Origin of the sequence: Novosphingobium sp. 17-62-19 (assembly GCF_002256775.1) — a bacterium.
GTDB lineage: Bacteria > Pseudomonadota > Alphaproteobacteria > Sphingomonadales > Sphingomonadaceae > Novosphingobium.
Genome location: NZ_NCII01000006.1, coordinates 1 through 26322 on the forward strand (window position 1 = coordinate 1; position 26322 = coordinate 26322).

Sequence of the window (26322 nt, forward strand, 5' to 3'; positions counted from 1 at the left end):
CGCCATGTTCGAACGGATGAGCGGGGCAAGGCCGTTGGAAGACCCCGAAGCCTGCAAGACGCTTGCCGCCGGAGCGCGTGATCGGCTTGAAAAGGCACTTCGGAAATGAGCTGGAAAGTCATTGTTTTTGCCCCCCGCGACGTGGTTCAGGCCGCACTGATCGCGCATGAAGATGCGTGGGACTGGCACCCGGAAATCGTCATCGCCGGAAGCGAGATTGCCGAGGACAAGCCTGAGGACTGGCAACTCGAAGCATGGATGGACCGCAAGCCGACCAAGGCCGACCAGAACGCCATTGCCGACCTGTTCGAAGGCACTCCGCCCAAACTGAATGTTGAGGAACTGCCCGACGAGGACTGGGTGACGCTCAGCCAGCAAGGCGTCGAGCCGATCCGCGAGGGTGTGTTCTATGTCCACACCCCCGAGTATCTGCCGCTGGCACAGCCCGGTGTGCGCGACTTCGTGATACCCGCCAGCCAGGCCTTCGGCACGGGTCAGCACGCGACGACCGCAGGCTGCCTTGCCATGTTAAGCCACATGAAGCGGCAGGGCGTGACCGTGCGCAATCTGGCCGACATCGGCACGGGCACCGGGCTGCTGGGCTTTGCAAGTCTGCATCTGTGGCCAAGCGCCCGCGCCATCGCCAGCGACATAGACGCGGTTTGCGCACCGGTTGTGGCAGAGAATGCCGCGAACAACGGTATTCAACTGGGGGACGGCTTGGGCCGCATGGCGATGGTTATTGCGCCGGGCATGGACCATGCCTTGCTGCAAGCTGCTGCGCCCTATGATCTCCTGATTGCAAACATTCTCGCAGGACCACTGGTGGAACTCGCACCCGAATTTGCCCGCGCCGTGGTGCCGGGCGGGTCGGTGCTGCTGGCGGGCTTGCTTGAAACGCAGGAGGCTGCGGTGCGGGCGGCTTACCGTAAGGCAGGGCTGAGACTGGCGGCGCGAATGGTGCGCGGCGACTGGTCTATTCTGTGGCTGCGCCGCCGTGCGGTTGGCAGCGTTCGGTCGAGTCGCATCAGCACGCTGAACGAGGGACTTAAATGGCATTGAACCGTTCAGGTTTGCGCGCCTGAGCCTGAACAGGTTTACACAGTTTACACGGCCCATGGAAATTACTTCAGGCCCCGGCGCGGGTCTGAATGGATGTGTAATACGCTGAAGAACGGGTCATTTTCCATCGGCCGATCATACCCAAACCGGTCCGTGTAGGAAAACGGTACGGCGCTAGCATTCCCGCTCCAGCACATCGCGTAACAGAACCAGTGCCGCTTCGGTGAAGGTCTGCATATTGGCCAGACGGTTATTGCTTTGGGTGGTGACGAGGGTCGATCCTTCCACGCCATCAGGCCCCACCACACCAATCGCGCTGGTGCCTGCTGCCACGCCGAGCGGATGCGCGCTGCCGCCAGATGCTCCCGTTTCAGCAATGCCCCAGTCCGCGCCATAACGCTGACGGATCAAGCGGGCCTGTGCCAGCGCATAGTCCGTAGTGGCTGAGGTAAAGCTGCGCAGCGAGCCGGGTCCGTGGCCGAGAACGATGCGCCTTCCTTTGAGCGTGTAGATCACGCCGCCGCCAAGGTAGAACGCCGATGCGCCGGGCATGGCAAGCAGGCTTGCCGAAATCAGGCCGCCTGTGGAGCCGTCAACCACAGCAATGGTTTGCTTGCGCGTTTTCAGCAACGTGCCTGCTTCGGCGGCAAGGGCAGCGAGCACTTCGAGCATCGCCTACCCCGCTTGCCTGACGATTTCGGCCCAAGCCGCTTCGTCGATTACATCTATGCCCAGCGCAGCCGCCTGCTTGAGTTTTGATCCAGCGCCCGGCCCTGCAACGACGAGACCGGTTTTGGCTGAGACCGATCCGGCAGCGCGCGCACCAAGGGCTTCGGCTTGTGCCTTGGCCTCGTCGCGGCTCATCGTTTCGAGCTTGCCCGTGAAGACGATGGTCTTTCCGGCTACGGCGCTGTCCTTCGTCTCCACCACATAGGCCGGCGGCGAGACTTCGGAGAGCAGGTCTTCCCAGACGGCAATGTTGTGCGGTTCGTGGAAGAAATCGCCGAGCGCCTCGACGACGACGGGGCCTACGCCATCAATGGAAAGCAATTCCTCCCCGGCACGGGGAGGGGGACCATCCGCAGGATGGTGGAGGGGGCTATCGGTTTCAGCCGCGGTTTCGTGTTGAGAGTCCCCTCCACCGGCGTTCGCCGGTCCCCCTCCCCGTGCCGGGGAGGATGCTTGTTCAGCCGCTTCACGGAGCGCTGGGAGCGTTACGAAGCGCTTCATCAAATCCCGCGCCGTTACCGCGCCGACATGGCGGATACCGAGGCCGAAGAGTAGGCGGGCGGCGTCGGGTTCGCGCTTGGCTTCGATGGCTGCCAACAGGTTGTCCACAGACTTGTCCTTCCAGCCCTCACGCCCGACGATGTCGCTGCGGCGCTTACGGAGGCGGAAGATGTCGGCGGGGCTTTCAAGCCAGCCGAGCTGGAAGAACTCGACGATGGTCTTCTCGCCCAGCCCTTCGATATCGAGCGCGGCGCGGCTGACGAAGTGTTTGAGGCGTTCGACGCGCTGGGCCGGGCAGATCAACCCGCCGGTGCAGCGCACATCGACTTCGCCTTCCTCGGCCACGGCTTCGGAGCCGCATTCGGGGCAATGGTCGGGGAAGTGGTAGGGCTCGCGGGGCTCGTCGCGCGTCAGGTTTTCGACCACCTGCGGGATCACATCGCCTGCGCGCTGGAGGACGATGCGGTCCCCCACGCGCACGCCGAGGCGGCCGATTTCATCCCGGTTGTGCAAAGTGACATTGGTGACGGTGACGCCGCCGACCAACACCGGCTTAAGGCGTCCCACAGGCGTCAACTTGCCGGTGCGGCCCACCTGAATGTCAATGGCTTCGAGCGTGGTTTCGGCGCGCTCGGCGGGAAACTTGTGCGCGATGCCCCAGCGCGGGGCCTTGGCGACGAAGCCGAGGCGATCCTGCCAATCGAGCCGGTCGACCTTGTAGACCACGCCATCGATGTCATAGGGCAGATCGGCACGCTGGGCGCCGATGCTGCGATAGTGTGCGACCATCTCTGCGGCTGACGAGCAGCGAACCAGCAGCGGCGAGACGGGCACGCCCCAGTCCGCGATCTTGCGCATCATGTCATACTGGGCAGCCGCAGGAACCTTGCTGGCCGCGCCCCAACCGTGAGCGAGGAACCGTAAAGGACGGCTGGCGGTGACGCTGGCGTCCTTCTGGCGCAGCGATCCGGCGGCGGCATTGCGCGGGTTGGCGAAGATCTTGTCGCCAGCCTCGGCCTGGCGGGAATTGAGGGCGAGGAAGTCTTCCTTGGCCATGTAGACCTCGCCGCGGATTTCGAAGACGGCAGGGATGTCGAACAGGCCAGCGCCTTTCAATTCCTGCGGAATGTCGGAGATGTAGGCTACATTGGCCGTCACATCCTCACCCACCTGCCCGTCACCGCGCGTGGCAGCGCGGACCAGTTTGCCGTGTTCATAGCGGAGCGAGCAGGACAGGCCGTCGATCTTGTCTTCAGCCGTCATCACCACTTCGGCATCGTCAGGCAGTGCCAGGAAGCGCCGGACGCGAGCGACGAATTCCTCGACTTCGTCGTCCGTAAAGGCATTGTCGAGGCTCATCATCCGAACTTCGTGCGCCACCTTGCGCAAGGGCGAAGCAGCGACTTCATGGCCGACTTGGGCGCTGGGGCTGTCGGGCCGGATCAGGTGCGGATAGGCAGCTTCAAGCTCGGCATTGCGCCGAACGAGCGCGTCATATTCCGCATCTGAAATTTCAGGCGAATCCTCGGCATGGTAAAGCCGATTGTGCTTGGCGATCTGCCTGGCCAGCCGCATGAGTTCGTTGGCGGCATCGGCTTCGGTGGTGTCAGTCATAGCGGGGCGTACTCCCCCTCCTCTTTAGAGGAGGGGGTCGGGGGGTGGTGTTGATCCCGCCCCCACCTGTCCGGCCGCTCTTGCAGCGCGAGCAGCAAGGCGGTCTCGACGCCCTCCAGATTTGTCATGATGTCTTCGTTGGTGAAGCGGACAGTGGCGATGCCGGTCGAACATTCGAACAGCCTGTCGCGTTTCAAATCTTGTTCGCGGTCGTGCGTTTGGCCGTCCACTTCAACTGCCAGCAGCTTTGCGGGACAGAAGAAATCGAGAATGCGATTTTCAACCACTTTCTGCCTGCGGAACTTATGACTTCCTAGCCTGCTATCGCGGAGCGTCATCCAGAGTTTGCGTTCGGGTTCGGTGGGTTCACGGCGCATTTTGGACGCGCGTTGAAGCATGGTCTGACGTTGCGAAACACCACCCCCAACCCCCTCCTCTAAAGAGGAGGGGGCTTTTATGTTCTGCTCCCCCTCCTCTTTAGAGGAGGGGGTCGGGGGGTGGTGTTCACTCACCTTAAACCCGCTCCACCTCAGCCCTCGCCCCAAAGCCCGCGATGATCGGGCGGGCCTTGCGGATGGCTTCTTGCACTTGCGGCAAGCCGAGGCTTGCTTTGTGCGAGGCTTCGTCGCGCCAGACTTCGGTGATCCAGATGCTGTTCTCGTCGCCCTTGTCGCGCCAGATCTGGTAGGCGAGGTTGCCGGGCATGTCCTGTGACCCTTCGCCGAGGTAACCGATCAGTTCCTCGCGCTTGCCGGGGGCAGACATCATCTGGCCGATGATTGCGTACACGTTTTCGGGCTCGATCTCTTCCATCGCCAGACCTTTCCTTGAAACCAGAAGCGCTGCGGCAGCGCCTGCCAGCACCGTGCGCCGCGCGAACATCACGCCTTTTCCAGCAGGCGATCGGCCTGTGCGCGGGCCTCTGCGGTGACTTCCGCGCCGGAGAGCATCCGCGCGATTTCCTCCTTGCGTGCCGCTGCATCGAGCCGCCGCTGGCAAGGCGGGCCAGCCGGTCGCCGATAGCGCTGGCGACGGCACCGCCCACGCCCCGGTCGATTTCGTCGAAGATGATCGTGGCCGCCCCGCCCTCTTCCGCCAGCGCAACCTTGAGCGCGAGGATGAAACGCGAGAGTTCGCCACCTGAGGCAATCTTGCCCAAGGGCGCAAAATCGGCACCGGGGTTGGTGGAAATCAGGAATTCGACCGCGTCGATCCCGCCCGCGCCCCAGCGATCTTCGGGCAGGCGCAACACGGCAGTGTGGAACTTGGCGGCGTCAAGCTTGAGCGGCGCAAGTTCGGCGGCGACGGCCTTGTCGAGCCTGCGCGCAGCTTCGGCGCGCATGACCGAGAGCGTTTCGGCCTTGGCCTGATAATCCAGTGCAGCCTCGCGCGCGCTGCGTTCAAGGTCTGCGATCTGCGCCTCACCGCCTTCGATGGCATCGAGCGCGGCGCGCATTTCGTGCATTTTGTGCGCAAGCTCATCGACCGTGCAATTGTGCTTGCGGGCGGCGGCGCGCAGATCGAACAGGCGCGTTTCGATCCGGTCGAGCATCGCGGGATCGTGCGAAAGCAGTTCGGCGGCGCGGGCGAGTTTGTCCTCGGCCTCCCCGGCTTCGATCACGGCGCGGTCCAGCGCTTCCAACGCTTCGGCCAGCATCGGGTGTTCAGTGGCGATCCGGTCAAGCCGCCGCGCTGCGCTGCGCAAGGTGGCGAGCGCGGAGTCCGAGCCTTCCCACAGGCGTTGCAGTTCGACAAGGTCGCCCGAAAGCCGCTCACCCTTCTGCATGTCGGCGCGCTGGCCTGCGAGGTCTTCTTCCTCGCCCGCCTCTGGGGCCAGCGTGGTGAGTTCGGCGAGGTGGGCGAGCAGCAGGTCTTGTTCTTCGGCAGCCTTGGTCACACGGGCCTGCGCTGCATGGAGTGCGTCTTCTGCCTTGCGCCACTTGATCCATGCGGCTTCGACCCCCGCCGAATCTGCACCGGCATAGCGATCGAGCAAAGCGCGATGGCCGCGTGCGTTGACGAGGCCGCGATCATCGTGCTGGCCGTGAAGTTCGACAAGGCTGCGCGCAATTTCGCGCAAGAGGGCCACGCCGACGGGCTGATCGTTGATGAAGGCCTTTGATCCGCCATCGGCTTTGAGCCTGCGTTTGACGATCAGCGGTTCGCCCGGTTCCAGGTCCACTTCGGCTTCGCCCAGAGCGTGGCAGATCGTTTCCGGCAGGCGATTGAACTCGAACGTGGCGGTAACGCTGGCCTGAACTTCACCCCCGCGCACCAGGCCACTGTCTGCGCGGTCACCCAGCACAAGGCCCAGCGCATCGAGCAAGATCGACTTGCCCGCGCCGGTTTCACCCGTCAGCACGCCGAGGCCGCCGGAGAACGACAGGTCGAGCGCTTCGATGAGCACGACATTGCGGATCGAAAGGCTGGTCAGCATCGCGCGATTCTCTAGCGCGTCAATGCGCCCGCGTCACGCTCCCATGTCATGTTTCGTTCCCCATGTGTTTCATTGACGTGACACAGTGCCACATGCGCGCAATGCGAATCCGCCAAAGCGGGGTGACATCGAAAGAGGTGCGCTCATGGCTACCCGTGCCAAGCATGACGGCAAGACCCTGCTCAAGACCGCCGCTGAACTCAGCTCCTCCATCCCCGCGTGGCTCGACCTGCCTGAACCGCGCGGCTTCCGGCCCAAGCGGAAGTACCGCACGGTGTGGATTTCGGACGTCCATCTGGGCACGCGGGGCTGCAACGCGCCGATGCTGCTGGATTTCCTTGCGGCAATCGAGTGCGAGACGCTCTATCTGGTCGGCGACATCGTCGATGGCTGGCGGCTGAGCAAGGGCTGGTACTGGCCCGATGCGCACAACGAAGTCATCCGCCGCATCCTCAAGATGGCGCATCGCGGAACGCGGGTCATCCTGATTGCGGGCAACCATGACGAGATGCTGCGCCCTTATGCGGGAATGAGCTTTGGCGGCGTGGAACTGGCGCTCGACATGATCCACGAGACTGCCGATGGCCGTCGCCTGCTGGTGACGCATGGCGACGGGTTCGATGGCGTGGTGCTCTATGCCCGCTGGCTCGCGTTTCTGGGGGACAAGGCCTATTCGGTGCTTCTGCGGGCGAATGTGTGGGTCAACATGATCCGACGCCAGTTCAAGATGCCGTACTGGTCGCTCTCTTCGTATTTGAAAAAGCGCGTTAAGAACGCGGTTCAGTTCGTCTGCGATTTCGAAGAAGCGGTGGCGCACGCGGCGCGCGATATGGGCGTGGATGGCGTGGTCTGCGGCCATATCCACTGCGCCGAAATCCGCCAGATCGGCGACATTACCTATTACAACGACGGTGATTGGGTCGAAAGCTGCACCGCGCTGGCCGAAGACCAGTTCGGCGAGATTTCGATCATCGACTGGGCCGAGGAATCCCGCCGCGCCGCGGCAGTGAAAGCCGCGCTCAAGCCCATCCCCGCGCTGGAGGAGGAACCGGCATGAGAATCGCCATCTGCACCGATGCCTGGCACCCGCAAGTCAATGGCGTGGTCCGCACGCTTTCCGCCACGGTCGACCGGCTCGCCGCGCGCGGGCACGAGATCGAGTTGATCACGCCCGGCCAGTTCCTCACCATACCGCTGCCCGGTTACAGCGAAATCCGCCTCGCGATGGCCCCGCGCTTTGGCACGCGCCGCACCTTGGCCGATTTCGCGCCCGATGTGGTGCATATTGCTACCGAAGGACCGATCGGCTGGAGCGCGCGGAGTTGGTGCAAGGCCAACCGGGTACCGTTCACCAGCGCGTTTCACACGCGCTTTCCCGAATATGCAGCAGTACGCACGGGGCTTTCCGCAGATCACTTCTGGCCGCTGATGCGCCGGTTTCATGGATCGAGCCGGGCTGTGCTTGTTTCCACGCCAACGCTGGCGGATGAACTTGCGAGGCAGGGCATTCACCACACGCGTCTCTGGACGCGGGGGATCGACCGGCAGTTGTTTCGGCCAGGACATGAGCCGCTGGCACAACTGGCTGATCTGCCACGCCCGATCATGCTGAACGTCGGTCGCGTGGCCATCGAGAAGAACCTGACGGCGTTCCTTGACGCCGATGTCGCCGGAACCAAGGTCGTCGTGGGCAACGGCCCGGATCTGGCTCGCCTTAAGGCAGCCTATCCAGATGTTCAGTTTCTCGGCGCCTTGCATGGCGAAGACCTTGCCAGCGCTTATGCGTCGGCTGATGTCTTCGTTTTCCCCAGCAAGACCGACACCTTCGGGCTGGTGATGATCGAAGCGCTGGCCTGCGGCTTGCCAGTGGCAGGATTCGCCGTGCCGGGGCCACTCGATGTGATCGGTAAGCGCGGCTATGGCCCGCGTGACGACCTGCCGATGCAGATCGGTGCGCTTGAGGATGATCTGGCGCTGGCGATCCAAAAGGCCCTGCGATGTGATCGAGTTGGCGCGGCCGTACAGGGTGCGCGTTACAACTGGGACCGCGCGACGGATGAGTTTCTGGCGGCTGTCAGCGAAGCGCTGGAGCCGGTGCGGGAGCGTGAGGTTGCCTGACGCAAAATACCCCGCTCTTGCCGCAGGGCGAGAGCGGGGTTGCGGTTCGTTACAAGCCAGCGCTTCTTAACACGCCTGAGGCCCCCGCCTTCGCGGGGGCGCACGGATTGTGTTCGGGCGTCTCGCTTAGAGGACGCTTTCCAACCAACCCTTGAGCTGGCTCTTCGGTGCAGCGCCAAGCTTCTGAGCAACCGGCTTGCCATCCTTGAACAGGATCATCAGTGGGATCGACTGCACGCCGAACTGGCTGGCAGTGTCGGTGTTTTCCATGATGTCGACCTTGACGATCTCGACCTGTTCGGAAAGCTCATCCGAGATTTCTTCGAGCGCCGGTGCGATCATCTTGCACGGGCCGCACCAGTCTGCCCAGAAATCGACAAGCACGGGCTTGCTGCTGCCCAGCACTTCGGTGGCAAAAGTGGCGTCGGTTACGGCCTTGGTCGACATGTGATGAACTCCTGAATGGTTGAGAGCAATCTAGGCACTGCGGGGCGCGGTGCAAGCGATCAGCCCGCAAAGGATTCCTGAACCCCTGCAATGCGCAGCTTTTGCGCCGCGATCAGATCATCGGGCAATACGAACAGTTCGGGCGTGTGGGTGTAGAGCAGCCCCGCCTCCACCGGAAGGCCGGGATGGATCGCTTCCAGCGCTGCGACGTAGGCTGCCATCTGCCTGATGTAAGCCATCGGAACCGCTGCGATTGACGCCGGAGGTCGCCTTGCGGTCTTGAAATCGACGATGCGGATGCGGTCCTTGCCGATCACCAGCCGGTCCACCGTGCCGCTGACCACGCGCCCGCCAACCACAGCGGCAAGTGGCACTTCAGCCAGCGAATCCGGGCCAAAGACATCCGCCCAATCGGGGTGAGACAGCACGGCAAGCGCGGAATCGACCATCGCGACCTGATCGGACGCATCAAACTCATCATCGGTCTGGGCCAGCCATGCCAGACCAGCAGCGCGGCGGTCTTCCGCTGCAAGCTCTGGAAGCCGCTCGATCAGCCTGTGCAACAACGTGCCGCGCCGCGCCGCCAGCATCGCGTGTGGTCCCGGCGATGCTGGAGGATCGGACGCATCATCCTCACCAAGTGACGATGGCGCAAGCGGACGCGGCGGGCGCGGTTCAGGGCCGATAGGGTTGAGCAGAACATCCGGCAGCATTGGGAAGGAGGCCGCTGCATTTTCAGCTTTGGGCGCGGCGAAGGGCGGCGGGCCGCCGATCTGGCGGATGCCACCCCACAGCGCGTCTTCACGCCAATCTTCTGCGAAGAGCTGTTCGAGCTGCGCGTACCAGCTGTCTTCAGGCAGCTCGCCGCCATTTTTCTTGCGCTTCTTACCCTTTGCCCCGGCGATGAACAGCGCTTCTTCGGCACGGGTCATCGCCACATAAAGCAGGCGCCAATGCTCCTCACGCTCGGCCTGCGCGGCTTCAGCCTCGGCTTCAAGCACGGCGGGCGCTTTCTCTTCCTTGCGCAGCGAAGGCAGCGGTACCTTACGCAGCGTGCCGAGAATGTCCTCGACAAGTTCCAGCCCACGCGGAGGCGAAGCATCGGGATCGTCCGCCGCATCGGCAAGGATCACGATGGGGGCTTGCAGGCCCTTCGACCCGTGGACGGTCATCACGCGGACCAGCCCTTCGGCCTTACCCGCCTCGCGCTTCAATTCCCCCTCGCCTGCGTCAAACCATTGCAGGAAACCGACAAGGCTGGGCACGTTGGCGCTGGCATAAGCCATTGCGGCGTTTAGCAATTCGTCGATGGGATCGTTGGCTTCACGCCCCAACCGCGCCACCAGCTTTGACCGGCCATCCCACGGGCCAACCAGCAGCCAGTGCAGCAGCACTTGCGGTGGATCGTAATCGGCACGGTTCAGCAGGCTGCCCAGCTTTTGGGCGGTTTGCGCGGCAAAGGGATGGCGATCCTGCCGCAGCTTGTCCCACAGGCGCACCCCGCCCTTGCGATAGCCGTGTTCGAGCAGGTCTTCCTGCGACCAGCCGATCAGCGGCGATACCAGCAGTGACCCAAGGTTCAGGTCATCGAGCGGCTGCGCAGCAAAGCGCAGCGCGGCGACCAGATCCTTGACGGCCAGAGGCGCACCTAGACGCAACCTGTCGACACCTGCGACGGGCACCCCGCGCGCATGGAGCCGCGCAACGATCAATCCGGCCAGTTCCTTGCGCTTGCGCACAAGGATCATGACATCGCCGGGGCCAGCCGTCTTAGGGCCGCCCTTGCTGAGCGGGAAGCCGCTGGCGATCCAGCCTTTGACTTGCAGCGCGATCTGGTCTGCCAGCTTGCGATCGGGCCGCGAGAGCCAGCTTTCCGCGCCTTCATCGCCCGCGCCTTCGCCCGCCTCATCCTCATCGGGCGCATCGTCCCCCACCACGCGCCACATGCCGACTGTGCCGGGGATGTCGAGGCCGACGTGGCGTTCGGGCTTGTTTTCCAGACCGAGCCGGTCCCAGCCGATATGATCGATGGCGGCATCGACAAAATCGAGAATCGGGCGCGCGGTGCGGAACGACTGGCCGAGGCCGAGTTCAAGCAGCTTGCGGTCAGGATCGCGCAGGATTTCGGCGACGTCGGCAAGCTGCGCGCGGACCTTGTGGCTGGCGCGGGCGAAGTTTTCGGGGCTGGTCCCCTGAAAGCCGAAGATCGCCTGCTTGTAATCGCCCACCACGAACAGCGTGCGCACGGCGGGGCCGCGCTGGCCTTCACCGGTGAAAAAGTCTGACACCAATCCTTCGAGCACGATGTCCCACTGTGAGGCGTTGGTGTCCTGCGCCTCGTCGACAAGGATGTGGTCGAAGCGTCGGTCCAGTTTGAAGCGAATCCAGTCGGCGCTGGTACGCTTGGTCAGCAGTTCGGCGGCGGTGCGGATCTGATCGTCGAAATCGATGAAGCCTTCGCGCGCCTTGGCGGTATCCCATGCGAGGGCAAAGCGGCGGCCAACGGTGAGTGCGGTGTCAAGCAAGTCGGCCAGATCGATCTGCGCCTTGCGCGCGCGGACCGCCTCGATGCAGGTTTTGACGCGCGTGGCGGCTTCTTCGTACGAGCCATCGATCTTTAGCAGGTTCTTGAGCCACTTGGGCTCACCTTCGGCATTGAGCAGGGCCTTGGCCAGAACTTCGATGTCGAGCGAGCGTTGCTCGGGCAAGGCAGACAGCCATTCGGAGATCGGCTCGGCCATCTTCTTTCCGTTGGCCGTGTTCCAATCGAGTTGGACTTCCAAGCATGACCGCAGTGCGCGATGATCGAAAACGTCGTCAGCACACATCGTGGCGAGGCTTTCGGGGCCGTCATCCTCGCCCAGCCCTATCACACGGTTGATGCGGGGGCGCAGTGGGGGCTGCCATGCGCCGGTGCCTTGCCACAGATCCAGTGCACCAGCGCACCGGAGCAGGAAGGATTCGACCTGATCCTCGCTCATCCGCCGTGAGAGGGTGGCGAGATTCTCGATGAGCGCCTCATCGCCCTGCTGTTCTGCATGGACCAGCAGCTCGGCCAGCACCTGACGGACCAGCAACGCGCGGTCGCGGTCCTCCATCGCGCGGGTGCCGGGGCGCAGGCCGGCTTCTACCGGGAATGACGCGAGCAGCCACTGGCAGAAGGCGTGGATCGTTTCGATCCGCAAGCCGCCGCCGGGGCAATCAAGCACGGCAGCAAAGCGGCTGCGCGCGCGAGCCACGGTTTCAGGCCCGAAGGGCGCGCCGATGGCCTTCAATTGCGCGGCCAATTCGATTTCTGGCAGCCGCACCCATCCGGCCAACACTTCGTTGACGCGCGTGGCCATTTCGGCCGCGCCAGCCTTGGTAAAAGTGAGGCAGAGTATCTGCTCAGGCTCGACGCCATCCTGCAACAGCAGGCGGAGCACGCGGGCGGACAGCACCTGCGTCTTGCCCGTGCCTGCCGAGGCTGAGAGCCAGACGGTGCGTTGTGGATGGACGGCGTGGGCCTGGTTGTCCTTGAGCGGGTAGACCTTACTCATGGCTCGCCTTCCCCTTCGCGGCCTTGCCATTCGTCGAGGCGCATCAACTGGTCATAGTCGGTATAGCTCGGCAAATCAGGATTGAGCCGCGCAGTGAATGGTTCGCTGCCGAGCAGCCAGCGGGCAATCGCCTCGCGCAGGTAGCGTTCGGTTTCGGGCAAGAACTCGTCAAGCGGGAGGCCGGACTTCTTGCGGCCTTCGAGGACGGGGCTGTCCATGTAGCCAAAGCCGCGTTGCTTGTTGCGGCCCAGTGACCAGTATTCGAAGCGCGCAGGCTCACCCTTCACACCGTCGATACCGCCCTGCACCGCGATCATGCCGATGAGTCCGAGTTGCAGGGCGTATCCTTCCTGCACCATGCGGCCCGATGGCGGCATTCCGGTCTTGTAGTCGACGATAGCGAGCGTGCCGTCGGCCAGCTTGTCTATGCGATCCGCACGCCCGTGGATGCGGATGCCATCGACGCGCATCTCGCCCTTCTTTTCGATAGCGAGCACGTCACGGCCCTCGCCTGCAAGGCGGTCGGTTTCTTCCTCGATCCAGTGGAGCGCGTCGATAAGACGCGGCTTCCACATGGCGCGCATGAAGGGATGTGCGCTCATTTCATCGAACTTCTGTTCCGCCAGCGGGATCAGTTGGCCGGGAACGCCGCCAGCTTCGTGCCAATCCTGCAAGATTTTGTGGACCGCCGTACCCTTCCACGCTGCTGTCGGATCGGAATCGACAGGGTCGAGGCTACGCAGTCCAAGGATGGCCGAGGCGTAGAACTGGTAGGGATCACCGCGTAGCCGATCCAGTGCGGTGACGGCAATGTCGACCTTGCGCTGTTCGGCGCTGGGCATCGGATGCGGGCGCGGGTGTGCAGGCGCTGGGGCCGGGTTTGCCAGTGCCTGTGCAAGTTCCACCGCGCGCGTTTCATGACGCAGTTGATCGCCCAACATGGCGTGGATGCGCAACAGGAAGCGTGAGGGGATGACGGGGCCGGTCGCATCGCGTTGCGCGTGGCTCAGCACCACTTCGGGCGCGCCCAAGGCAGCGGCAAGATCATGCGCGGACAGGCCGATGCGGAAATCGGCGCCGGGAATGCCGAGCGCGCGCAGAACCGGCGGTGCGAGCAGCGGATCAGGCGCCGGGCGGCCCGGCCAGGTGCCTTCGGTCACCCCCCCGCAGATCACCAGATCAGCGCGGCTCATGCGCGCTTCGAGCAAGCCGTAGATGGCAAGGCGCGGGTGGCCGCCGTAGGGCGGACGGACAGAGACGTCCTCCATCGCATCGCGCAGCAGCGCGGGAAGTTCTTCAGAAGCGAGAAGCGTGGGGGCCGATGTTGCCGCCTCGCGCCAGCGTTCGACGAATTGGGCAAGGCAGCGGCCATCGGCCTGTGCCCACAGACCAGTGCCGCACAGCGCCTCGCCCGCTTCGGACAGTGCGATCAACGCGGAATCGAGCGAAATTTCGCCTTCGAGCGGGACGAGAGGGAACAGCAGATCCTCAACACCAGACCACCACTCGGTGAGGCCGGGATGGCGGCGCTCATGCTCTTCGACACGCTGGCGGATGGCGGGAAGCCCCGGCCCCGGCCTTGGGCCGCGCAGGATCAGATCGAGTTGGCGGACGCGTTCCAGCCAGATCACACGCCCCTCGCCCGGTTGCACCAGCGGATGGCTGAGCAGGGCGAGCAGCGGCACCGGGGCGGCCCGTTCGGCCACGAGTTCGGCGAGTTGCAGCAGCACGCGGCCAGCGGCTGTCTGCGGCAGGGGGCGACCGGCGGTGTCATCGGCCACCACGTTCCAGCGCGCCAGATGGGCGACGACGCGGGCGGCAAGGCTTCGGTCGGGCGTGACAACCGCGACGCGGCGTTCTGGTTCGGCAAGCGCCTCGCGCACGAGAATGGCGATGGATTGCGCCTCTTCCTCGGGGTTTGCGCTCTCCATTACGCGCACGCCGGTGAGGCGACGGTCCTTGGCTTCGAGCGATACCCAGGCTGCGCTGGCTTCCGGCGGCAGGAACAGGTTCGAAATCGCGCGGCTGCGCTCTGGCCGCGCTGGCGAAAGGCCGGAGCGGTGCCAAGGCTCTACCTCGTCCCGCGCGATGCCCATGCGGTTGAGCAGGAGCTTGAGGTGGTACTGCGGATGGGTGACGACATCGCCGCGTTCGAAAACGGCACCATCGGGGCCACCTGCCGAGCCGAGCGCATCCCACACCTCAGGTTCCAGTGCGAGATCGAGATCGGGGAGGATCACGCCACCATCGGGCAAATCCGCCACAACGCGCAGCAGCTTTGCCACGGCGGGAGACGCGGAGGTTACGCCAGCGGCGATGACAGGATGCGCGGGCGGACGGGCTTTCCAGCCTAGCGCCGCGTGATCGAGCAATCGGTTGCGGCGTTCGGGCGCATCGACTTTGCCCAACGTTTCAAGCTCTGCCTGCCAGTGTGCAAAAACCCGCGCGAACAGCCGTGTGGCGTCCTGCCAGTGTTCTGACAGTTCTGCGGCGATGCCGATCACGGCCTCATCCAGCATGTCTTCAATCCGAACGCCTTCGACCAGCAACCGGCCTATGCCTTGCGCAATGCCTTTGGCCTGCCGGATCAGTGCGGCCTCACCCGGTGCCTCGTCGCCCAGTTCGATACGAAGTAAGGTGGCAAGGCGCAGCAGGCGGAATGTGGGATCGACGGCGGCAGGAATTGCGGCTCCTGCCCCGATGGGATCGAGCAGCGGCCCCAGCGTTTCGTCCAGATCCAGATCGCCAACAACGGCCATGCGCGGCAGCAGCAGTCCTGCGCCGCTCGCCCGCACGAAGGCTTCGGTGATCGTGCGCACGGCGCGCTGGCTGGGCAGAAGCAGCGTGAGCCTTGCCAGCCCGAACCGGTCTTCACGATACCGCGGGATCAGGCCCGCCACCAGTGCATCGGCAAAGCCACGGTGCGCGGCGATCGACCATACGCGCAGTCGTTTGGGAAGGGGCTGATCGCCCATCAATCGGACCGGAGCGCCGCCTCGGTAGGCGCAATCATCTGCGGTTCGCCCACTTCATACCACAGCCCCTGATGCGATACGCCATAGAGCCGACCTTCTTCCATCGCCCTTTGCCATAGCGTCATTGTGCCAAACGCGCCTTCGGGCGCATCGCGCAGCAGGCGGTGCGAAACTATCTGGATGCCGCTATAGATGAATGGCGCAACGCGTCCGGTGCGGCGGCGCGAGATGCGGCCCAACGCGTCCATGTGGAAATCGCCCTTGCCGCGATAGTTGAAAGCGCGGGCGTGCGGCACCAGCAGCAACAGCGCGTCCATCTTTTCGGCATCCCAGTGGTCAGAAAGATGCGCAAACACATCGCGCGGACCATCAAGCCAGATGTTGTCCGAGTTCAGGCAAAAGAACGGATCGGTGCCGATCAGCGGCAGCGCCTTGACCATGCCACCGCCGGTTTCGAGCAGCTTTTCTCGTTCGTCCGAGATGCTGATGGCAGGAACCGTGCGCCTTGAAAGATAGGCCTCCATCGCATCGGCAAGGTAATGCACATTGACCACCGCGCGCGCGACGCCGGCTTCCTGCAGCTTCTCGAGGGCATGGTCGATCAACGGCTTTCCGGCGACCTGCACCAGCGGCTTGGGGCGCGATGCAGTGAGCGGGCGCATGCGTTTCCCAAGGCCTGCGGACAGGACCATCGCAACATCGCTGGCGAGCGGTTTGGTCATGGCTCGAACCGGCCACCACCAGCGGCGCGAAGCTCTGCCGGAATGTGTGTGTCAAACCATTGTGCTACCGGCGCGAGCGCGGGATGCGCAAGATCCCGCTCCATCAGCGCCCAGACGCGCGGGATATAATCAAGGTAGCGCGGCTTGCCATCTCGCTTCCACAGGCGAACGAAAATGCCCACGATCTTGGCGTTGCGCTGCGCGCCGAGCCGCGCATAGTCGGCAAGGAATTCCTCGCCCTCGCCAGACTTCTGCAGATAGTAATCCAGCATACGCAGTTCGAGTTCGGGAGAAACATCGCGCCGTGCATCCTGCAACAGCGAGACGAGATCGTAGGCCGGATGCCCGACAAGGGCATCCTGAAAATCAAGCAGGCCCTGCTTTTCCAGCCCACCGAGCAGCATTACGTTTTCAGCATGGTAATCCCGCAGCACGGTCACGCCGGGGCGCTGGCGCGGCAGGAGTTGCGAGATCACCGCTTCCCACGCATTCGCCCAGCTACGGCTGTCCACATAAAGGCCACGCGCAGGCACATACCAATCGACGAACAGGCTTGCCTCGCGCTGATATTCTGCAAGGCTGTAACCGGTGAATGGCCCTGGCGGCAGCTTGCGCAGTTGCAACAGCGCATCAATGGCGTTGCGATAGACCTCGTCTTCGTCCTGCGGCCAGGCATCAAGATATTCACGCATCCGCACTTCGCCGAAATCTTCAAGCAAGACAAAGCCCTGCTCTGCGTCCTCGGCCAGAATGAGCGGCGCGCGCAAGCCATTGGCATCGAGCCACTTGGCCGCGCGGAGGAAAGGCTGCGGGTCTTCGTTTGGCGGTGGCGCGTGCATCAGCATGGCGTTGCCATTCGAACGGCGGATACGGAAATAGCGGCGGAACGATGCGTCCCCCGGCAAAGGCTCAATCACGGCACCGCCCCAGCCTGCCTGCGTGAGGAAGGCTTCGACGCCCGTGGGAATAGTCAGGTCCATGCGCTTCGCTCTAGCCAATTGGGGCCTGCGGTTACAATGGCCCGCCTGCCGTTTTCCGTGGATTCCAGCAGGATCGACAGGCACGCAGGTTCATGCGCGAAACCGCCCGCGTGTTCCGGCCATTCCGCCAGCATGGCCGCACCCTGCCGATAATCGTCAAGTCCGATCTCCTCGGCCTCAGCCGGATCTTCCAGCCGGTAGAAATCGGCGTGGACCAGAGGCAGTCGGACGGTGGGCGGCTCGTAAAGTTCTATGATGGCAAAACTGGGGCTTGGCACCTCGCCCTGATGCCCCAGCGCGGCGATGATGCCGCGCGCCAGTGTGGTTTTCCCCGCACCGAGGCCACCTGAAAGCGCCACGACGTCGCCGGTTTTCAACTTTGCGGCGATGCGTTGGGCCAGCGCTTCGGACGCTGCGAGATCGGGCAGTTCAACGATCATAGCAGGACGACGATGGCGCTTGTGCCAAGGCCGGGTTCGGACAACAGTTCAAGCGTGCCACCGTGCGCTTCAACCAGTTGGCGCACCAGTGGCAGGCCAAGGCCTTGTCTGCGCTCCACCGTTTTGCCATCGGCGCTGACTTTCAGGCCTTCCAGCGCGCGGGCAAGGACCGCAGCTTCCATGCCGCTGCCATTGTCCGAAACGACTACTTGCACCGCCCCGCCCTTCTTGCGTCCGGCTTCGACCAGAATGCGCCCGCCCTTGGGCGTTGCGGCAATGGCATTGTCGATCAGCTGGCCGAACGCGCGGCGCAGCCGGCGGGCATCGCCGGTGATGGTGCCAGCGGATTTGTCGCCACGCAGATCGAGCGTCAGCCCGGCAGTAGACAGGCGCTCGGCTCGTTCGGTGACAACTTCGGTCAAGAGCGGAAAGACTTCTACCGGCTCCTGCGCCAGCGGAAGGGTGCCTGCCTCGCTTTGCGAAAGGTCGAGCACGTTCTCGATCTGCTCGCCAAGCCTTTCGACCGACGACAGGATTGCGCCAACATATTCGTTTTGCTGCTCAGTTAGGTCGCCCGCGATCCCGCTTTGCAACAGTTCGGCAAAACCGCCGATCGAGGTGAGCGGGGTGCGGAATTCGTAGCTCATGTTGGCGATGAAACGGGTCTTGACCGCATCGGCCTCGACCAGCGCGGCATTGCGTTCGCGCAGCGCGGCTTCGGCTTTCTGGCTGTCGGTGATGTCCAATACGGTGAGCATCCCGTTGCCATCAGGCAGCGGCACGCCTGCCAGCGCAAGGTGCCGCCCATCAGCCAGCGTGAGCCGCCCGGTGCGCTGCTTGCGCTCTAGCGTGGCGGCCTGAATGACTTGCGCAATGGTGCCGATCTGCGCAGGCCGCTTAAGCAACGGGGCCAGCTTGTTAAGCAGAACATCGGCGCGCGGGTGGGTTGTGAGGAAGTCTTCCTCCAGCCCCCAATCGGCCGCAAAGCGCCGGTTCCACAGCTGGAGCTTTCCATCGGGCGCAAAGACCGCGAGCGATTCGAACAGATTGTCGAACGTGGCGGTGCGGGTGCGCAGCAACGTGTCGCGGGTGGCAGAAAGCTGGAGTTGTTCGGTGCGATCCTCGAAGATCATCAGCAGCCCGCCATCGGGCATCGGCTGGCCTACCACGCGCAGGTGCGTGCCGCCCGAAAGGTGCCACGATTCCTCCACAGGGATGCGCGAAAGGAACCACGCCTGCCGTTCACGCCGCCATTCGGGGAAATCGCGCACTTCAGGCAAGCGTCCGGCATCGCGCATCCGGTCCAGCACGCGGTCAAAGGGCGGAGTGTCCACCACCCACGCTTGCGGCACGCCAAAGATTCGCAGGAACGGCTGGTTGGCGAAGACCAGATTCCGCTTGTCGTCAAACTGCGCGATGCCCGCCGAAAGCGTATCGAGCATCTCGCGCTGGGCTTCGCGGAAGCGGCGGAACTGACGGATCAATTCCTCCATTTCCTCGATGTCCACCGCGTAACCGGCAACGCCGTCCTCGCCCAGCGGAAGGTCGATCACGCGCACGGCGCGGCGCTGGCCCTTGACCGTGGCGAGGAGCGAGCGCTCCACCGGAACGCGGCGCGATTGCGCCTGCCGGGCGACTTGCGCGGCGCTAAGGCCGTCGATCGGCTCGATCAATTCGGTGCCTTGGGCGATCGCTGCCTCGGCGCTGGCCGCGCCGACGGCCTTGACATAGGCACTGTTGACCAACCGCAGCCGCAGGTCTGGCCCGCGAAACCACATCGGCAGCGGAGCGGCTTCGATCAAGCCGGAAAGACCTGCGAAATCAGCCTTGGCGCTTTGCGTTTCCTCGCGCAGGCGGACCAGTTCTTCCTGACTCTCGGAGAAATCAAAGAACCAGACGAGCGCGGAGCCACCCGGGGAGACTTGTGGATCGGCTAGATGGCCGTGCGCGGCAAGGCTGCGCGTGCCGCCCTTGGGGGTGAGCGCCATGCGGAACGGTGCGCCGGTCTTTTGCGCCTTGCGCACGGCATCGCTGAGCCGTGAAAGCTGCACTTCATCAAAGCCACGGCCTTCGGCATCAAGCTCTGAAAGGTAGCCGGGCATGGCATCGAACCCGAGCCATCCAGCGAGTCGAGCAGGCCCTTCGATCCGGCCATCGGCGCGCACCAACAGTGGCAGCGCGGGCGATTCATCGACCATCCGGCCCAACTTGCGGGCTTGACGCAGCACCGCCTCACCCTTGCGCGCGCGACGGCGGGCATCGAGCACGAACCAGCCCGCCCCCGCCGTCCATGCGGCGAGTAGCACTCCAATCAGGACCAGTGCAGTCTGGGTAAGCAACGGCATCACCTATTCGCTACGGCGTGCGCTGCACAATTACAATGCGGCGTGTTGAAGTTGAGGCTGCAACTTGCGTCAATTGCCGCACAACTTGTTAATCGCGCCCCCGCGAAGGCGGGGGCCTCAGCCGTTTGAAAGTGCCTTCAAATGCACAAAAGCCCCCGCGCGATGGCGGGGGCTTCTGCGTGTTCCGGCTCGGTCAGCGTAAACCGACTGAGTTCCCCGCCTTCGCGGGGACTCGGATCAATTCCGCACCTTTTAGTAGCGGTAGTGATCCGGCTTGAACGGGCCGACTTCCGGCACGCCGATGTAATCAGCCTGCTTCTTGCTCAGCTTGGTCAGTTGCACGCCCAGCTTTTCGAGATGGAGCGCGGCAACCTTTTCGTCGAGGTGCTTGGGCAGCACGTAGACGTCGTTCTTGTAGTTCTCGCTCTTGGTCCACAGTTCGATCTGCGCGAGCGTCTGGTTGGTGAAGCTGGCGCTCATGACGAAGCTGGGGTGGCCGGTGGCGCAGCCCAGATTCACCAGACGGCCCTTGGCGAGGATGATGATCTGCTTGCCATCGGGGAACTGAACCAGGTCGGTGCCCGGCTTCACTTCGGTCCAGTTGTAGTTGTCGAGTGCGGCGATCTGGATCTCGCTGTCGAAGTGGCCGATATTGCAGACGATGGTCATGGGCTTCATCGCCATCATGTGCTCGGCGGTGATGACGTCTTCGTTGCCGGTGGCGGTCACGAAGATGTCACAGCGCTTGATGGCTTCTTCCATCGTGACAACTTCATAGCCTTCCATCGCGGCCTGCAGTGCGCAGATCGGATCGATTTCGGTGACCATGACGCGTGCGCCGCCTTGGCGGAGCGAAGCGGCCGAACCCTTGCCAACGTCGCCGAAGCCAGCAACGCAGGCGACCTTGCCGGCGAGCATTACGTCGGTGGCGCGACGGATCGCGTCGACCAGCGATTCCTTGCAACCATAAAGGTTGTCGAACTTCGACTTGGTGACCGAATCGTTCACGTTGATCGCGGGGAAAGGCAGCTTGCCGTCCTTGGCGATCTGGTAAAGGCGGTGAACGCCGGTGGTGGTTTCTTCCGAAACGCCCTTGATGTTCTTGACCGATGCCGTGAGGTAGCCAGGCTTCTTCTTGAGGAAAGCGTTCAGCGCGCGGACGAATTCGATTTCCTCAGCGTTCGAAGGCTCGAACAGCTTCTCGCCTGCTTCAACGCGCGCGCCCCACAGTGCGAACATGGTGGCGTCGCCGCCATCGTCGAGGATCATGTTGGCGGTGATGTCATCACCCCAGTCGAAGATCGAACCGACATAGTCCCAATAATCGGCAAGGCTCTCACCCTTGATCGCGAAGACCGGCATGCCGGCTGCGGCGATGGCAGCGGCAGCATGGTCCTGCGTCGAGTAGATGTTGCAGGTAGCCCAACGCACTTCGGCGCCAAGCGCGGTCAGCGTTTCGATCAGCACTGCGGTCTGGATCGTCATGTGCAGCGAACCGGTGATGCGCGCGCCCTTAAGCGGCTGCGATGCGCCGAATTCTTCGCGCAGGGCCATGAGGCCCGGCATTTCGGTTTCGGCGATCTTGATTTCGGCGCGGCCAAAGTCGGCAAGGCCGATGTCGGCGATCACGTAGTCGTTCTTGGCGTCAAGCACGCTGGCCACGAAGCAGTCTCCTGATAGAAAATTGTGCGCGGCTTGCGCGCCTCTGGTGTGCCCATAGCGTGCGACAGGCGCTTGCGCAAACTTAATATAAAGTTTTCTTTATATCGCACTCTTTTGACCGAAGCCGTTCCCCCGGTTGCAGACCGCAATGCCGCCCCTATATCCATGCAGCAATACCGGAACGGGGCACCGTCGCCCCGCCCAAACGAAAGGAAATTGGGGATGACTATCGCTGTTGGAGACAAGCTGCCCGACGTGAAGATTGTCAAGGCAACCGCAGACGGCCCTGAAGCCGTGCAGTCGTCTGAGTATTTCAAGGGCAAGAAGGTTGCCCTGTTCTCCGTCCCCGGCGCATTCACCCCGACCTGCTCGGCCAAGCACCTGCCGGGCTATGTGGAAAAGGCCGCCGATCTAAAAGCCAAGGGCATTGACGAGATCGCTTGCACCGCCGTCAATGACGCGTTCGTGATGAAGGCCTGGGGTGCAGCTTCGGGTTCGGCCGACGTGACCATGCTGGCAGACGGCAACGGCGACCTTGCCGAAGCGCTTGGCCTTACGATGGACGGTTCGGGCTTTGGCCTTGGCAAGCGCGGCCAGCGTTTCTCGATGGTCGTGAACGATGGCGTGGTCGAGCAGCTTTTCGTCGAAGCACCGGGCGACTTCAAGGTCAGCGCGGCCGAATACATGGTCGACAACATCTGACCCTGGCGTTCCCGCCGCGCCGGGAATGTTGATCAAAAACGTAAAGCCCCCGCAATTGCGGGGGCTTTCTTGTATCGGCTATCAGAAGGACATGCGGACCCGCGCCAGAACGCGATCCCCTGCGTGCTTCAGGTCTGCAAAGGGTGAGACAGAAACAATGTTGTCGGTGTCGATATCGGTGCCAACATATTCGACCCCCAGCGTGAACGGAAACTGGTTGTATTCCGCACCAATCTTCCAATCGGTGTAGTCTCCCGCCGGGCGCAGTCGCGCTGAGTCTGCGTCCCTTGTATCACCAGTCGTATAACCCACTGCGCCAAACACAGTAACCGGGAACGCAGGAAGTCCGGCATCCGCCGTGGCGCGCAAGTGCAGGTTATCACCGCCGATGTTGTCCTGCTTTGGCGCGTACCAAGCCATGCCGCCTACTTGCAGCGGCCCGATTGAATAGCGTGCGCCCAAACCGAGCTCGCCATAGTTCATGTTGCTGTCGGCATTGCCGAAAACATGACCGATTGCTTCGGTGCGCAGAGTGAAGGCCCCCGCGTCCCAGTCCTTGCCCAGCGCCAGGTCAGCCACGGCGTCAGCGTTCGCATGACGATCCGATTTGCGCAGCATGGCCAAGCGCACAGAAGCATCGAAGCCGCCGAAACCGACGCGGGCGTCAGCAGAGCCGGAGACTTCCCCGTCGCTCCAGCTAAGTCCGCGCCGCACTTCATCGGTCGTCGCCTCCACCCCAGCATCCACCGACTGAGCCTGAGCCTGCGGCGCAAGGCCAAAAGCCGTTGCGCCAACGAAAATCAGGCCAAGGCCGCGATGGATGCCGGTCATGTTTTCATATCTCCTTATCCCGCGCGCTGCTTTGCGTGGGCATTATCTGCTTCAACGAGGATCACGTCACGATCTTGCGCCACCATCGCCATCATTGCGCTGCGCAGTTCGTCGCGGCGCGCTTCAACGACACTGTCGATGCCTCTTAATCGCGCAGAGCACCAACCTGGCGACGACCCCTTGATCACATCATCACGTGTCATTGAACGCTTTGCCTGCAAGCTTGCGCCGACTTGTGCATGTCGCTCGACCGAAAGCGAAACGGACCACCGGCAACGCAGCGAAGAAGGACGCCCCCCTGCCCCGGCTGTGCCGATTTGCTGCATTTCCACGCGGGTTGCGCCTGTATAGTCTGCTGCAATCGGACCGACGGGGTGCTCAATCACCGTCTTGTGCTCCATCGCCTGCGCGGGTGCGCTAAACGCCAGACCCGCCGCAATTCCTGCGAACGCGAAAGTCTTCATGTTCCTGTCTCCTGCTGCGTCCCGGCTTTTTTCCGGTGACGCAAACAAGATAGGCCTTGGGTCATGTCCGACCAAGCAACGGGTTTGTAATGTTTCTTTGCTGCTTGGCAGGTCAATAACCCATAAGGCTCAGCACTTCCTTGCGGCTGCGCTCATCATCCAGAAATGTGCCCATCAATCTGCTAGTCACCATACCGACACCAGGCGTGCGGACGCCGCGCGCGGTCATGCAGGCGTGGCTCGCTTCGATCACCACGGCGACGCCATGCGGTTTGAGGTTCTGCCAGATGCAATCTGCAACCTCGGCGGTCAAACGCTCCTGAATCTGCAGCCGACGGGCAAAACCATGCAGCACACGGGCCAGCTTGGAAATGCCCACAACCTTGTCACGCGGAAGATAAGCGATGGCTGCCTTGCCGATAATGGGAGCCATGTGGTGCTCGCAGTGGCTTTGGAACGGAATGTCCTTCAGCAGCACGATCTCGTCGTAACCGCCCACTTCCTCGAACTGACGTGCAAGGTGGATCGCCGGATCTTCGCCGTAGCCCTGGCAATATTCCTTCCACGCCCGGGCTACGCGTTTGGGTGTATCGAGCAGGCCTTCGCGGGCTGGATCATCCCCCGCCCAGCGCAGCAATGTGCGGATCGCATCCTGCACATCGTTTGGCACCGGAACCTTGCCGCGTGCCAGATCGTCGTCGTCGTCAGGCCCCACCAAACTGCTCATCGCGCATCCTTATACTTTCCCGGCCGCCGTAGAAAACGGCTTCTGAACAATCCCTTGCGGTAGAAGGAGAGCATCTCCTCCGGCCGCTCAGGATCGAGCACCTCGTTATCGGCCAGCGCCTGCTCTGCCTCGCTCAACTCGTGCGGGACGAAGGCCCCAAGCCTTTTCCCATCCTGCGGAGCCGCAGCGATCATTGCAGCCATCGTGCCATGCCGTTCAACCAGTTCCGCTACCTGTTCAGGCGAAATACCGCAATGCTCGGCCAGCAGCGAAATGCGCAAGCGTCGGATAGCGTCCCCACAATGACCGTTGCCGGGCCTTGCACAATCGATGAACACATCGCACTCGCTATCCAACCCCATCGAACGGTTGTTGAGGTTGGCCGATCCGATCCGCAGTATCTCGTCGTCGACGATTGTCAGCTTGGAATGAACGTAAATCGGCCTGCCACCCACCGTAAAGGGATGCCATACCGAAAAGCGCTGTTTGTGATCGACCTGCTGGATAGACTGCACCAACCGCACCCGCGCACCATCCATTGCGGCCTGCTCAAGCCATCCATCGGAGCTTTGCGGATTGATCAGGACGACCTCGGGCGGGTAAGGCTCCATCATGCGCTGGGCAATGGCCTCGGCCACGCAGCGTGATGAAAAATACTGGTTTTCAAAATAGATGAAACGCTTTGCTCGTGCGATATGTTCGAGGAACAAGGCCTCGACTTCGCGCACTTCCCGCACCTCGGCAAAGTGTGATCGCGTGCGCGCAATGCCGATCTCTACATCGTGGAATTCCGCCTCGATATGCCCTGGCCACGGAGAGGATTTCTGCGGCTTGCACGGCCCCATCGGCTTGCCACCAGCCTGTTCCCAGCGCTTGCGGCCAAAGTCTCCCAAAACCCTTGCAGCCTCGCCTTCCAGAAGCATCGTGCAATCGTGCCACGGGCCGTGGAGTTTACCGCCAGGGCGTTTGCGGCGCGGATCATGGTCCAGATGTTCGCGCGTATCCCAACGGTCTGACGCCATATCTATGCCACCGCAAACGGCAAAACGATCATCGATCACCGCGATCTTCTGGTGGTGACTGCAACCGAGCGGATGCGCACTGTCCAGCTTGAACACGATGCGCGGGTGCCGCCACCAGCGCAGCAGATCAAGCATCATCGCCCCACGGAAGAACGCCTTGAAAGCGCCAAAATTCCACTTGAGCACCCGCACGTCGAGGTTCTTGCGACGATTGGCAAGCCAGAGGATAAAAGGCCCCAGCCTCGCCGGAGAAATGCGGCGGCGCGGGAGGTTCCACCAACGGCGACCACCTCCGATCAGGATGCGCGTATCGAAATCCCAGCCGATCAGAAAAATCCGCTGATGCGCCCGCAACATCGCTTCGCGCATCAGTGCGAAATAGTCCGCCGCATCGATTACGGCGTGCGCACGGCTTGCATGGACAAAACGCCATACTGACGAGGAGTGCGGCTGCGTTTCGTCTGCGCCGGATTCGTCAGTTGCTTCGCTATCCTGCAAAACATTGCCCCGCAAAATACTTGCCGGGCCTTCGCCTCCACGGCGCTTCTGCGTCAAACCAGATCCCCTTCAGCCACGAAAGCAATGCGCGCTTCAACGCAAGCGATCAAGCCACCAAAGCGTTCCCCGCCTTGCCAGCGGGTTCAATTCGTTACTGGTATGACCAACTCGTCGGGATGGGCGACATTGAGATTGCTGCGAAGCAATTCACCAACAAGATCAGGGTCGGCATGGCGCGGATCGAGCAGTGCGACACGGTTTTTGATCCGATCCCGCTCGGCCGTAAGACGGGCGATTTCCTGCTCACGCTGCTCAAGCAAGCGCGCATTTTCACCCCAGGCCAGCAAACCGCTAGGCCCAGCAACACCGGCAGCACTGAGCAGAAGCAGCGCAATCAGCGCCATCGACTGCGTAAGGCTGTCTTTTGGAAGCAACGGAGACCGGCGGGTGTTCATGATTTTTGTTGAATCACAAAAGCATTGCCGGATCAAGCACCAAAGTCCCCAT

The 26322-nt window shown here is 62.8% G+C and carries 21 protein-coding genes and 1 pseudogene; 5 read left to right on the top strand and 17 right to left on the bottom strand.

Annotation, left to right across the window (positions count from 1 at the left end):
* Nucleotides 1–105 precede the first annotated feature (105 nt).
* A complete protein-coding gene (locus B7X90_RS01425) occupies nucleotides 106–1062 on the top strand; it encodes a 50S ribosomal protein L11 methyltransferase (RefSeq protein WP_292621027.1) in 957 nt (318 codons plus the stop codon).
* 174 nt (nucleotides 1063–1236) lie between these two features.
* On the opposite strand, the gene B7X90_RS01430 is transcribed toward B7X90_RS01425, so the two are convergent.
* The 5 genes and pseudogenes from B7X90_RS01430 to B7X90_RS01450 form a co-directional block, all read right to left on the bottom strand.
* Nucleotides 1237–1734, bottom strand: coding sequence for a CinA family protein (locus B7X90_RS01430; protein WP_292621028.1), 498 nt, complete (start codon nucleotides 1732–1734; stop codon nucleotides 1237–1239).
* Between the two features lie 3 nt (nucleotides 1735–1737).
* On the bottom strand, nucleotides 1738–3906 hold the full coding sequence (gene ligA, locus B7X90_RS01435; RefSeq protein WP_292621029.1) for an NAD-dependent DNA ligase LigA: 2169 nt from the start codon (nucleotides 3904–3906) through the stop codon (nucleotides 1738–1740).
* A complete protein-coding gene (locus B7X90_RS01440; RefSeq protein ID WP_292621088.1) occupies nucleotides 3903–4304 on the bottom strand; it encodes an endonuclease domain-containing protein in 402 nt (133 codons plus the stop codon). The genes ligA and B7X90_RS01440 overlap by 4 nt, the downstream gene beginning before the upstream one ends.
* A gap of 115 nt (nucleotides 4305–4419) precedes the next feature.
* Nucleotides 4420–4788: a putative quinol monooxygenase gene (locus B7X90_RS01445; RefSeq protein ID WP_366409649.1), complete on the bottom strand. Its 369-nt coding sequence runs from the start codon at nucleotides 4786–4788 to the stop codon at nucleotides 4420–4422.
* Nucleotides 4788–6343 (bottom strand): annotated as a pseudogene (locus B7X90_RS01450) (DNA repair protein RecN). The gene B7X90_RS01445 and the pseudogene B7X90_RS01450 overlap by 1 nt, the downstream one beginning before the upstream one ends.
* A 145-nt stretch (nucleotides 6344–6488) precedes the next feature.
* On the opposite strand from B7X90_RS01450, the gene B7X90_RS01455 reads away from it, so the two are divergent.
* Nucleotides 6489–7400 carry a UDP-2,3-diacylglucosamine diphosphatase gene (locus B7X90_RS01455; protein WP_292621030.1) on the top strand — a complete coding sequence of 304 codons (912 nt, stop codon included), beginning with the start codon at nucleotides 6489–6491 and terminating at the stop codon, nucleotides 7398–7400.
* Complete coding sequence (locus B7X90_RS01460; protein ID WP_292621031.1) at nucleotides 7397–8461, top strand: glycosyltransferase family 1 protein; 1065 nt, start codon at nucleotides 7397–7399, stop codon at nucleotides 8459–8461. The genes B7X90_RS01455 and B7X90_RS01460 overlap by 4 nt, the downstream gene beginning before the upstream one ends.
* Nucleotides 8462–8587: 126 nt before the next feature.
* On the opposite strand, the gene trxA is transcribed toward B7X90_RS01460, so the two are convergent.
* The 8 genes from trxA to ahcY all read right to left on the bottom strand — a co-directional run bounded on the left by trxA (nucleotide 8588) and on the right by ahcY (nucleotide 21571).
* Nucleotides 8588–8908 carry a thioredoxin gene (gene trxA, locus B7X90_RS01465; protein ID WP_292621033.1) on the bottom strand — a complete coding sequence of 107 codons (321 nt, stop codon included), beginning with the start codon at nucleotides 8906–8908 and terminating at the stop codon, nucleotides 8588–8590.
* A 59-nt stretch (nucleotides 8909–8967) separates the two neighbouring features.
* A complete protein-coding gene (addA, locus tag B7X90_RS01470; RefSeq protein WP_292621034.1) occupies nucleotides 8968–12447 on the bottom strand; it encodes a double-strand break repair helicase AddA in 3480 nt (1159 codons plus the stop codon).
* Nucleotides 12444–15422 (bottom strand): PD-(D/E)XK nuclease family protein, encoded by a 2979-nt coding sequence (locus B7X90_RS01475; RefSeq protein WP_292621035.1) that lies wholly within the window; start codon nucleotides 15420–15422, stop codon nucleotides 12444–12446. Before B7X90_RS01475 ends, addA begins: the two co-directional genes overlap by 4 nt.
* Nucleotides 15422–16144 carry a nucleotidyltransferase family protein gene (locus B7X90_RS01480; RefSeq protein WP_292621036.1) on the bottom strand — a complete coding sequence of 241 codons (723 nt, stop codon included), beginning with the start codon at nucleotides 16142–16144 and terminating at the stop codon, nucleotides 15422–15424. The genes B7X90_RS01475 and B7X90_RS01480 overlap by 1 nt, the downstream gene beginning before the upstream one ends.
* Complete coding sequence (locus B7X90_RS01485) at nucleotides 16141–17124, bottom strand: phosphotransferase (RefSeq protein ID WP_292621037.1); 984 nt, start codon at nucleotides 17122–17124, stop codon at nucleotides 16141–16143. Before B7X90_RS01485 ends, B7X90_RS01480 begins: the two co-directional genes overlap by 4 nt.
* Nucleotides 17115–17564, bottom strand: coding sequence for a tRNA (adenosine(37)-N6)-threonylcarbamoyltransferase complex ATPase subunit type 1 TsaE (tsaE, locus tag B7X90_RS01490; protein WP_292621038.1), 450 nt, complete (start codon nucleotides 17562–17564; stop codon nucleotides 17115–17117). The genes B7X90_RS01485 and tsaE overlap by 10 nt, the downstream gene beginning before the upstream one ends.
* Nucleotides 17561–19909, bottom strand: coding sequence for a PAS domain-containing sensor histidine kinase (locus B7X90_RS01495; RefSeq protein WP_292621039.1), 2349 nt, complete (start codon nucleotides 19907–19909; stop codon nucleotides 17561–17563). The genes tsaE and B7X90_RS01495 overlap by 4 nt, the downstream gene beginning before the upstream one ends.
* Before the next feature lie 252 nt (nucleotides 19910–20161).
* Nucleotides 20162–21571, bottom strand: a complete 1410-nt coding sequence (ahcY, locus tag B7X90_RS01500; RefSeq protein ID WP_292621040.1) for an adenosylhomocysteinase — start codon at nucleotides 21569–21571, stop codon at nucleotides 20162–20164.
* A 222-nt stretch (nucleotides 21572–21793) separates the two neighbouring features.
* Here ahcY and B7X90_RS01505 point away from each other — a divergent pair, with 222 nt between their 5' ends.
* Entirely contained in the window at nucleotides 21794–22273 is a 480-nt protein-coding gene (locus B7X90_RS01505; protein ID WP_292621041.1) for a peroxiredoxin, read from the top strand.
* An 81-nt stretch (nucleotides 22274–22354) separates the two neighbouring features.
* Here B7X90_RS01505 and B7X90_RS01510 read toward each other — a convergent pair whose 3' ends face one another.
* From B7X90_RS01510 to B7X90_RS01525, 4 genes are all read right to left on the bottom strand, one after another.
* A complete protein-coding gene (locus tag B7X90_RS01510; RefSeq protein WP_292621042.1) occupies nucleotides 22355–23104 on the bottom strand; it encodes a TorF family putative porin in 750 nt (249 codons plus the stop codon).
* Between the two features lie 14 nt (nucleotides 23105–23118).
* Nucleotides 23119–23568, bottom strand: coding sequence for a hypothetical protein (locus tag B7X90_RS01515; protein WP_292621043.1), 450 nt, complete (start codon nucleotides 23566–23568; stop codon nucleotides 23119–23121).
* Nucleotides 23569–23680: 112 nt separating this feature from the next.
* Nucleotides 23681–24295, bottom strand: coding sequence for a GTP cyclohydrolase I FolE (gene folE, locus B7X90_RS01520; RefSeq protein WP_292621044.1), 615 nt, complete (start codon nucleotides 24293–24295; stop codon nucleotides 23681–23683).
* Nucleotides 24292–25815 (bottom strand): phospholipase D-like domain-containing protein, encoded by a 1524-nt coding sequence (locus B7X90_RS01525; RefSeq protein ID WP_292621093.1) that lies wholly within the window; start codon nucleotides 25813–25815, stop codon nucleotides 24292–24294. Before B7X90_RS01525 ends, folE begins: the two co-directional genes overlap by 4 nt.
* On the opposite strand from B7X90_RS01525, the gene B7X90_RS18315 reads away from it, so the two are divergent.
* On the top strand, nucleotides 25797–26282 hold the full coding sequence (locus tag B7X90_RS18315) for a hypothetical protein (protein ID WP_366409650.1): 486 nt from the start codon (nucleotides 25797–25799) through the stop codon (nucleotides 26280–26282). The two genes, B7X90_RS01525 and B7X90_RS18315, sit on opposite strands and share 19 nt — an antisense overlap.
* Nucleotides 26283–26322: the final 40 nt, after the last annotated feature.

What these genes read in the sequence shown, in the direction of transcription:
- B7X90_RS01485 (WP_292621037.1), bottom strand. Translation starts at nt 17,124, where the DNA reads ATGGACCTGACTATTCCCACGGGCGTCGAAGCCTTCCTCACGCAGGCA.
- tsaE (WP_292621038.1), bottom strand. Translation starts at nt 17,564, where the DNA reads ATGATCGTTGAACTGCCCGATCTCGCAGCGTCCGAAGCGCTGGCCCAA.
- B7X90_RS01430 (WP_292621028.1), bottom strand. Translation starts at nt 1,734, where the DNA reads ATGCTCGAAGTGCTCGCTGCCCTTGCCGCCGAAGCAGGCACGTTGCTG.
- B7X90_RS01480 (WP_292621036.1), bottom strand. Translation starts at nt 16,144, where the DNA reads ATGACCAAACCGCTCGCCAGCGATGTTGCGATGGTCCTGTCCGCAGGC.
- B7X90_RS01510 (WP_292621042.1), bottom strand. Translation starts at nt 23,104, where the DNA reads ATGACCGGCATCCATCGCGGCCTTGGCCTGATTTTCGTTGGCGCAACG.
- B7X90_RS01445 (WP_366409649.1), bottom strand. Translation starts at nt 4,788, where the DNA reads ATGTTCGCGCGGCGCACGGTGCTGGCAGGCGCTGCCGCAGCGCTTCTG.
- trxA (WP_292621033.1), bottom strand. Translation starts at nt 8,908, where the DNA reads ATGTCGACCAAGGCCGTAACCGACGCCACTTTTGCCACCGAAGTGCTG.
- B7X90_RS01460 (WP_292621031.1), top strand. Translation starts at nt 7,397, where the DNA reads ATGAGAATCGCCATCTGCACCGATGCCTGGCACCCGCAAGTCAATGGC.
- B7X90_RS01505 (WP_292621041.1), top strand. Translation starts at nt 21,794, where the DNA reads ATGACTATCGCTGTTGGAGACAAGCTGCCCGACGTGAAGATTGTCAAG.
- B7X90_RS01475 (WP_292621035.1), bottom strand. Translation starts at nt 15,422, where the DNA reads ATGGGCGATCAGCCCCTTCCCAAACGACTGCGCGTATGGTCGATCGCC.
- B7X90_RS01440 (WP_292621088.1), bottom strand. Translation starts at nt 4,304, where the DNA reads ATGCTTCAACGCGCGTCCAAAATGCGCCGTGAACCCACCGAACCCGAA.
- addA (WP_292621034.1), bottom strand. Translation starts at nt 12,447, where the DNA reads ATGAGTAAGGTCTACCCGCTCAAGGACAACCAGGCCCACGCCGTCCAT.
- B7X90_RS01495 (WP_292621039.1), bottom strand. Translation starts at nt 19,909, where the DNA reads ATGCCGTTGCTTACCCAGACTGCACTGGTCCTGATTGGAGTGCTACTC.
- folE (WP_292621044.1), bottom strand. Translation starts at nt 24,295, where the DNA reads ATGAGCAGTTTGGTGGGGCCTGACGACGACGACGATCTGGCACGCGGC.
- B7X90_RS01515 (WP_292621043.1), bottom strand. Translation starts at nt 23,568, where the DNA reads ATGAAGACTTTCGCGTTCGCAGGAATTGCGGCGGGTCTGGCGTTTAGC.
- B7X90_RS01425 (WP_292621027.1), top strand. Translation starts at nt 106, where the DNA reads ATGAGCTGGAAAGTCATTGTTTTTGCCCCCCGCGACGTGGTTCAGGCC.
- B7X90_RS01455 (WP_292621030.1), top strand. Translation starts at nt 6,489, where the DNA reads ATGGCTACCCGTGCCAAGCATGACGGCAAGACCCTGCTCAAGACCGCC.
- ligA (WP_292621029.1), bottom strand. Translation starts at nt 3,906, where the DNA reads ATGACTGACACCACCGAAGCCGATGCCGCCAACGAACTCATGCGGCTG.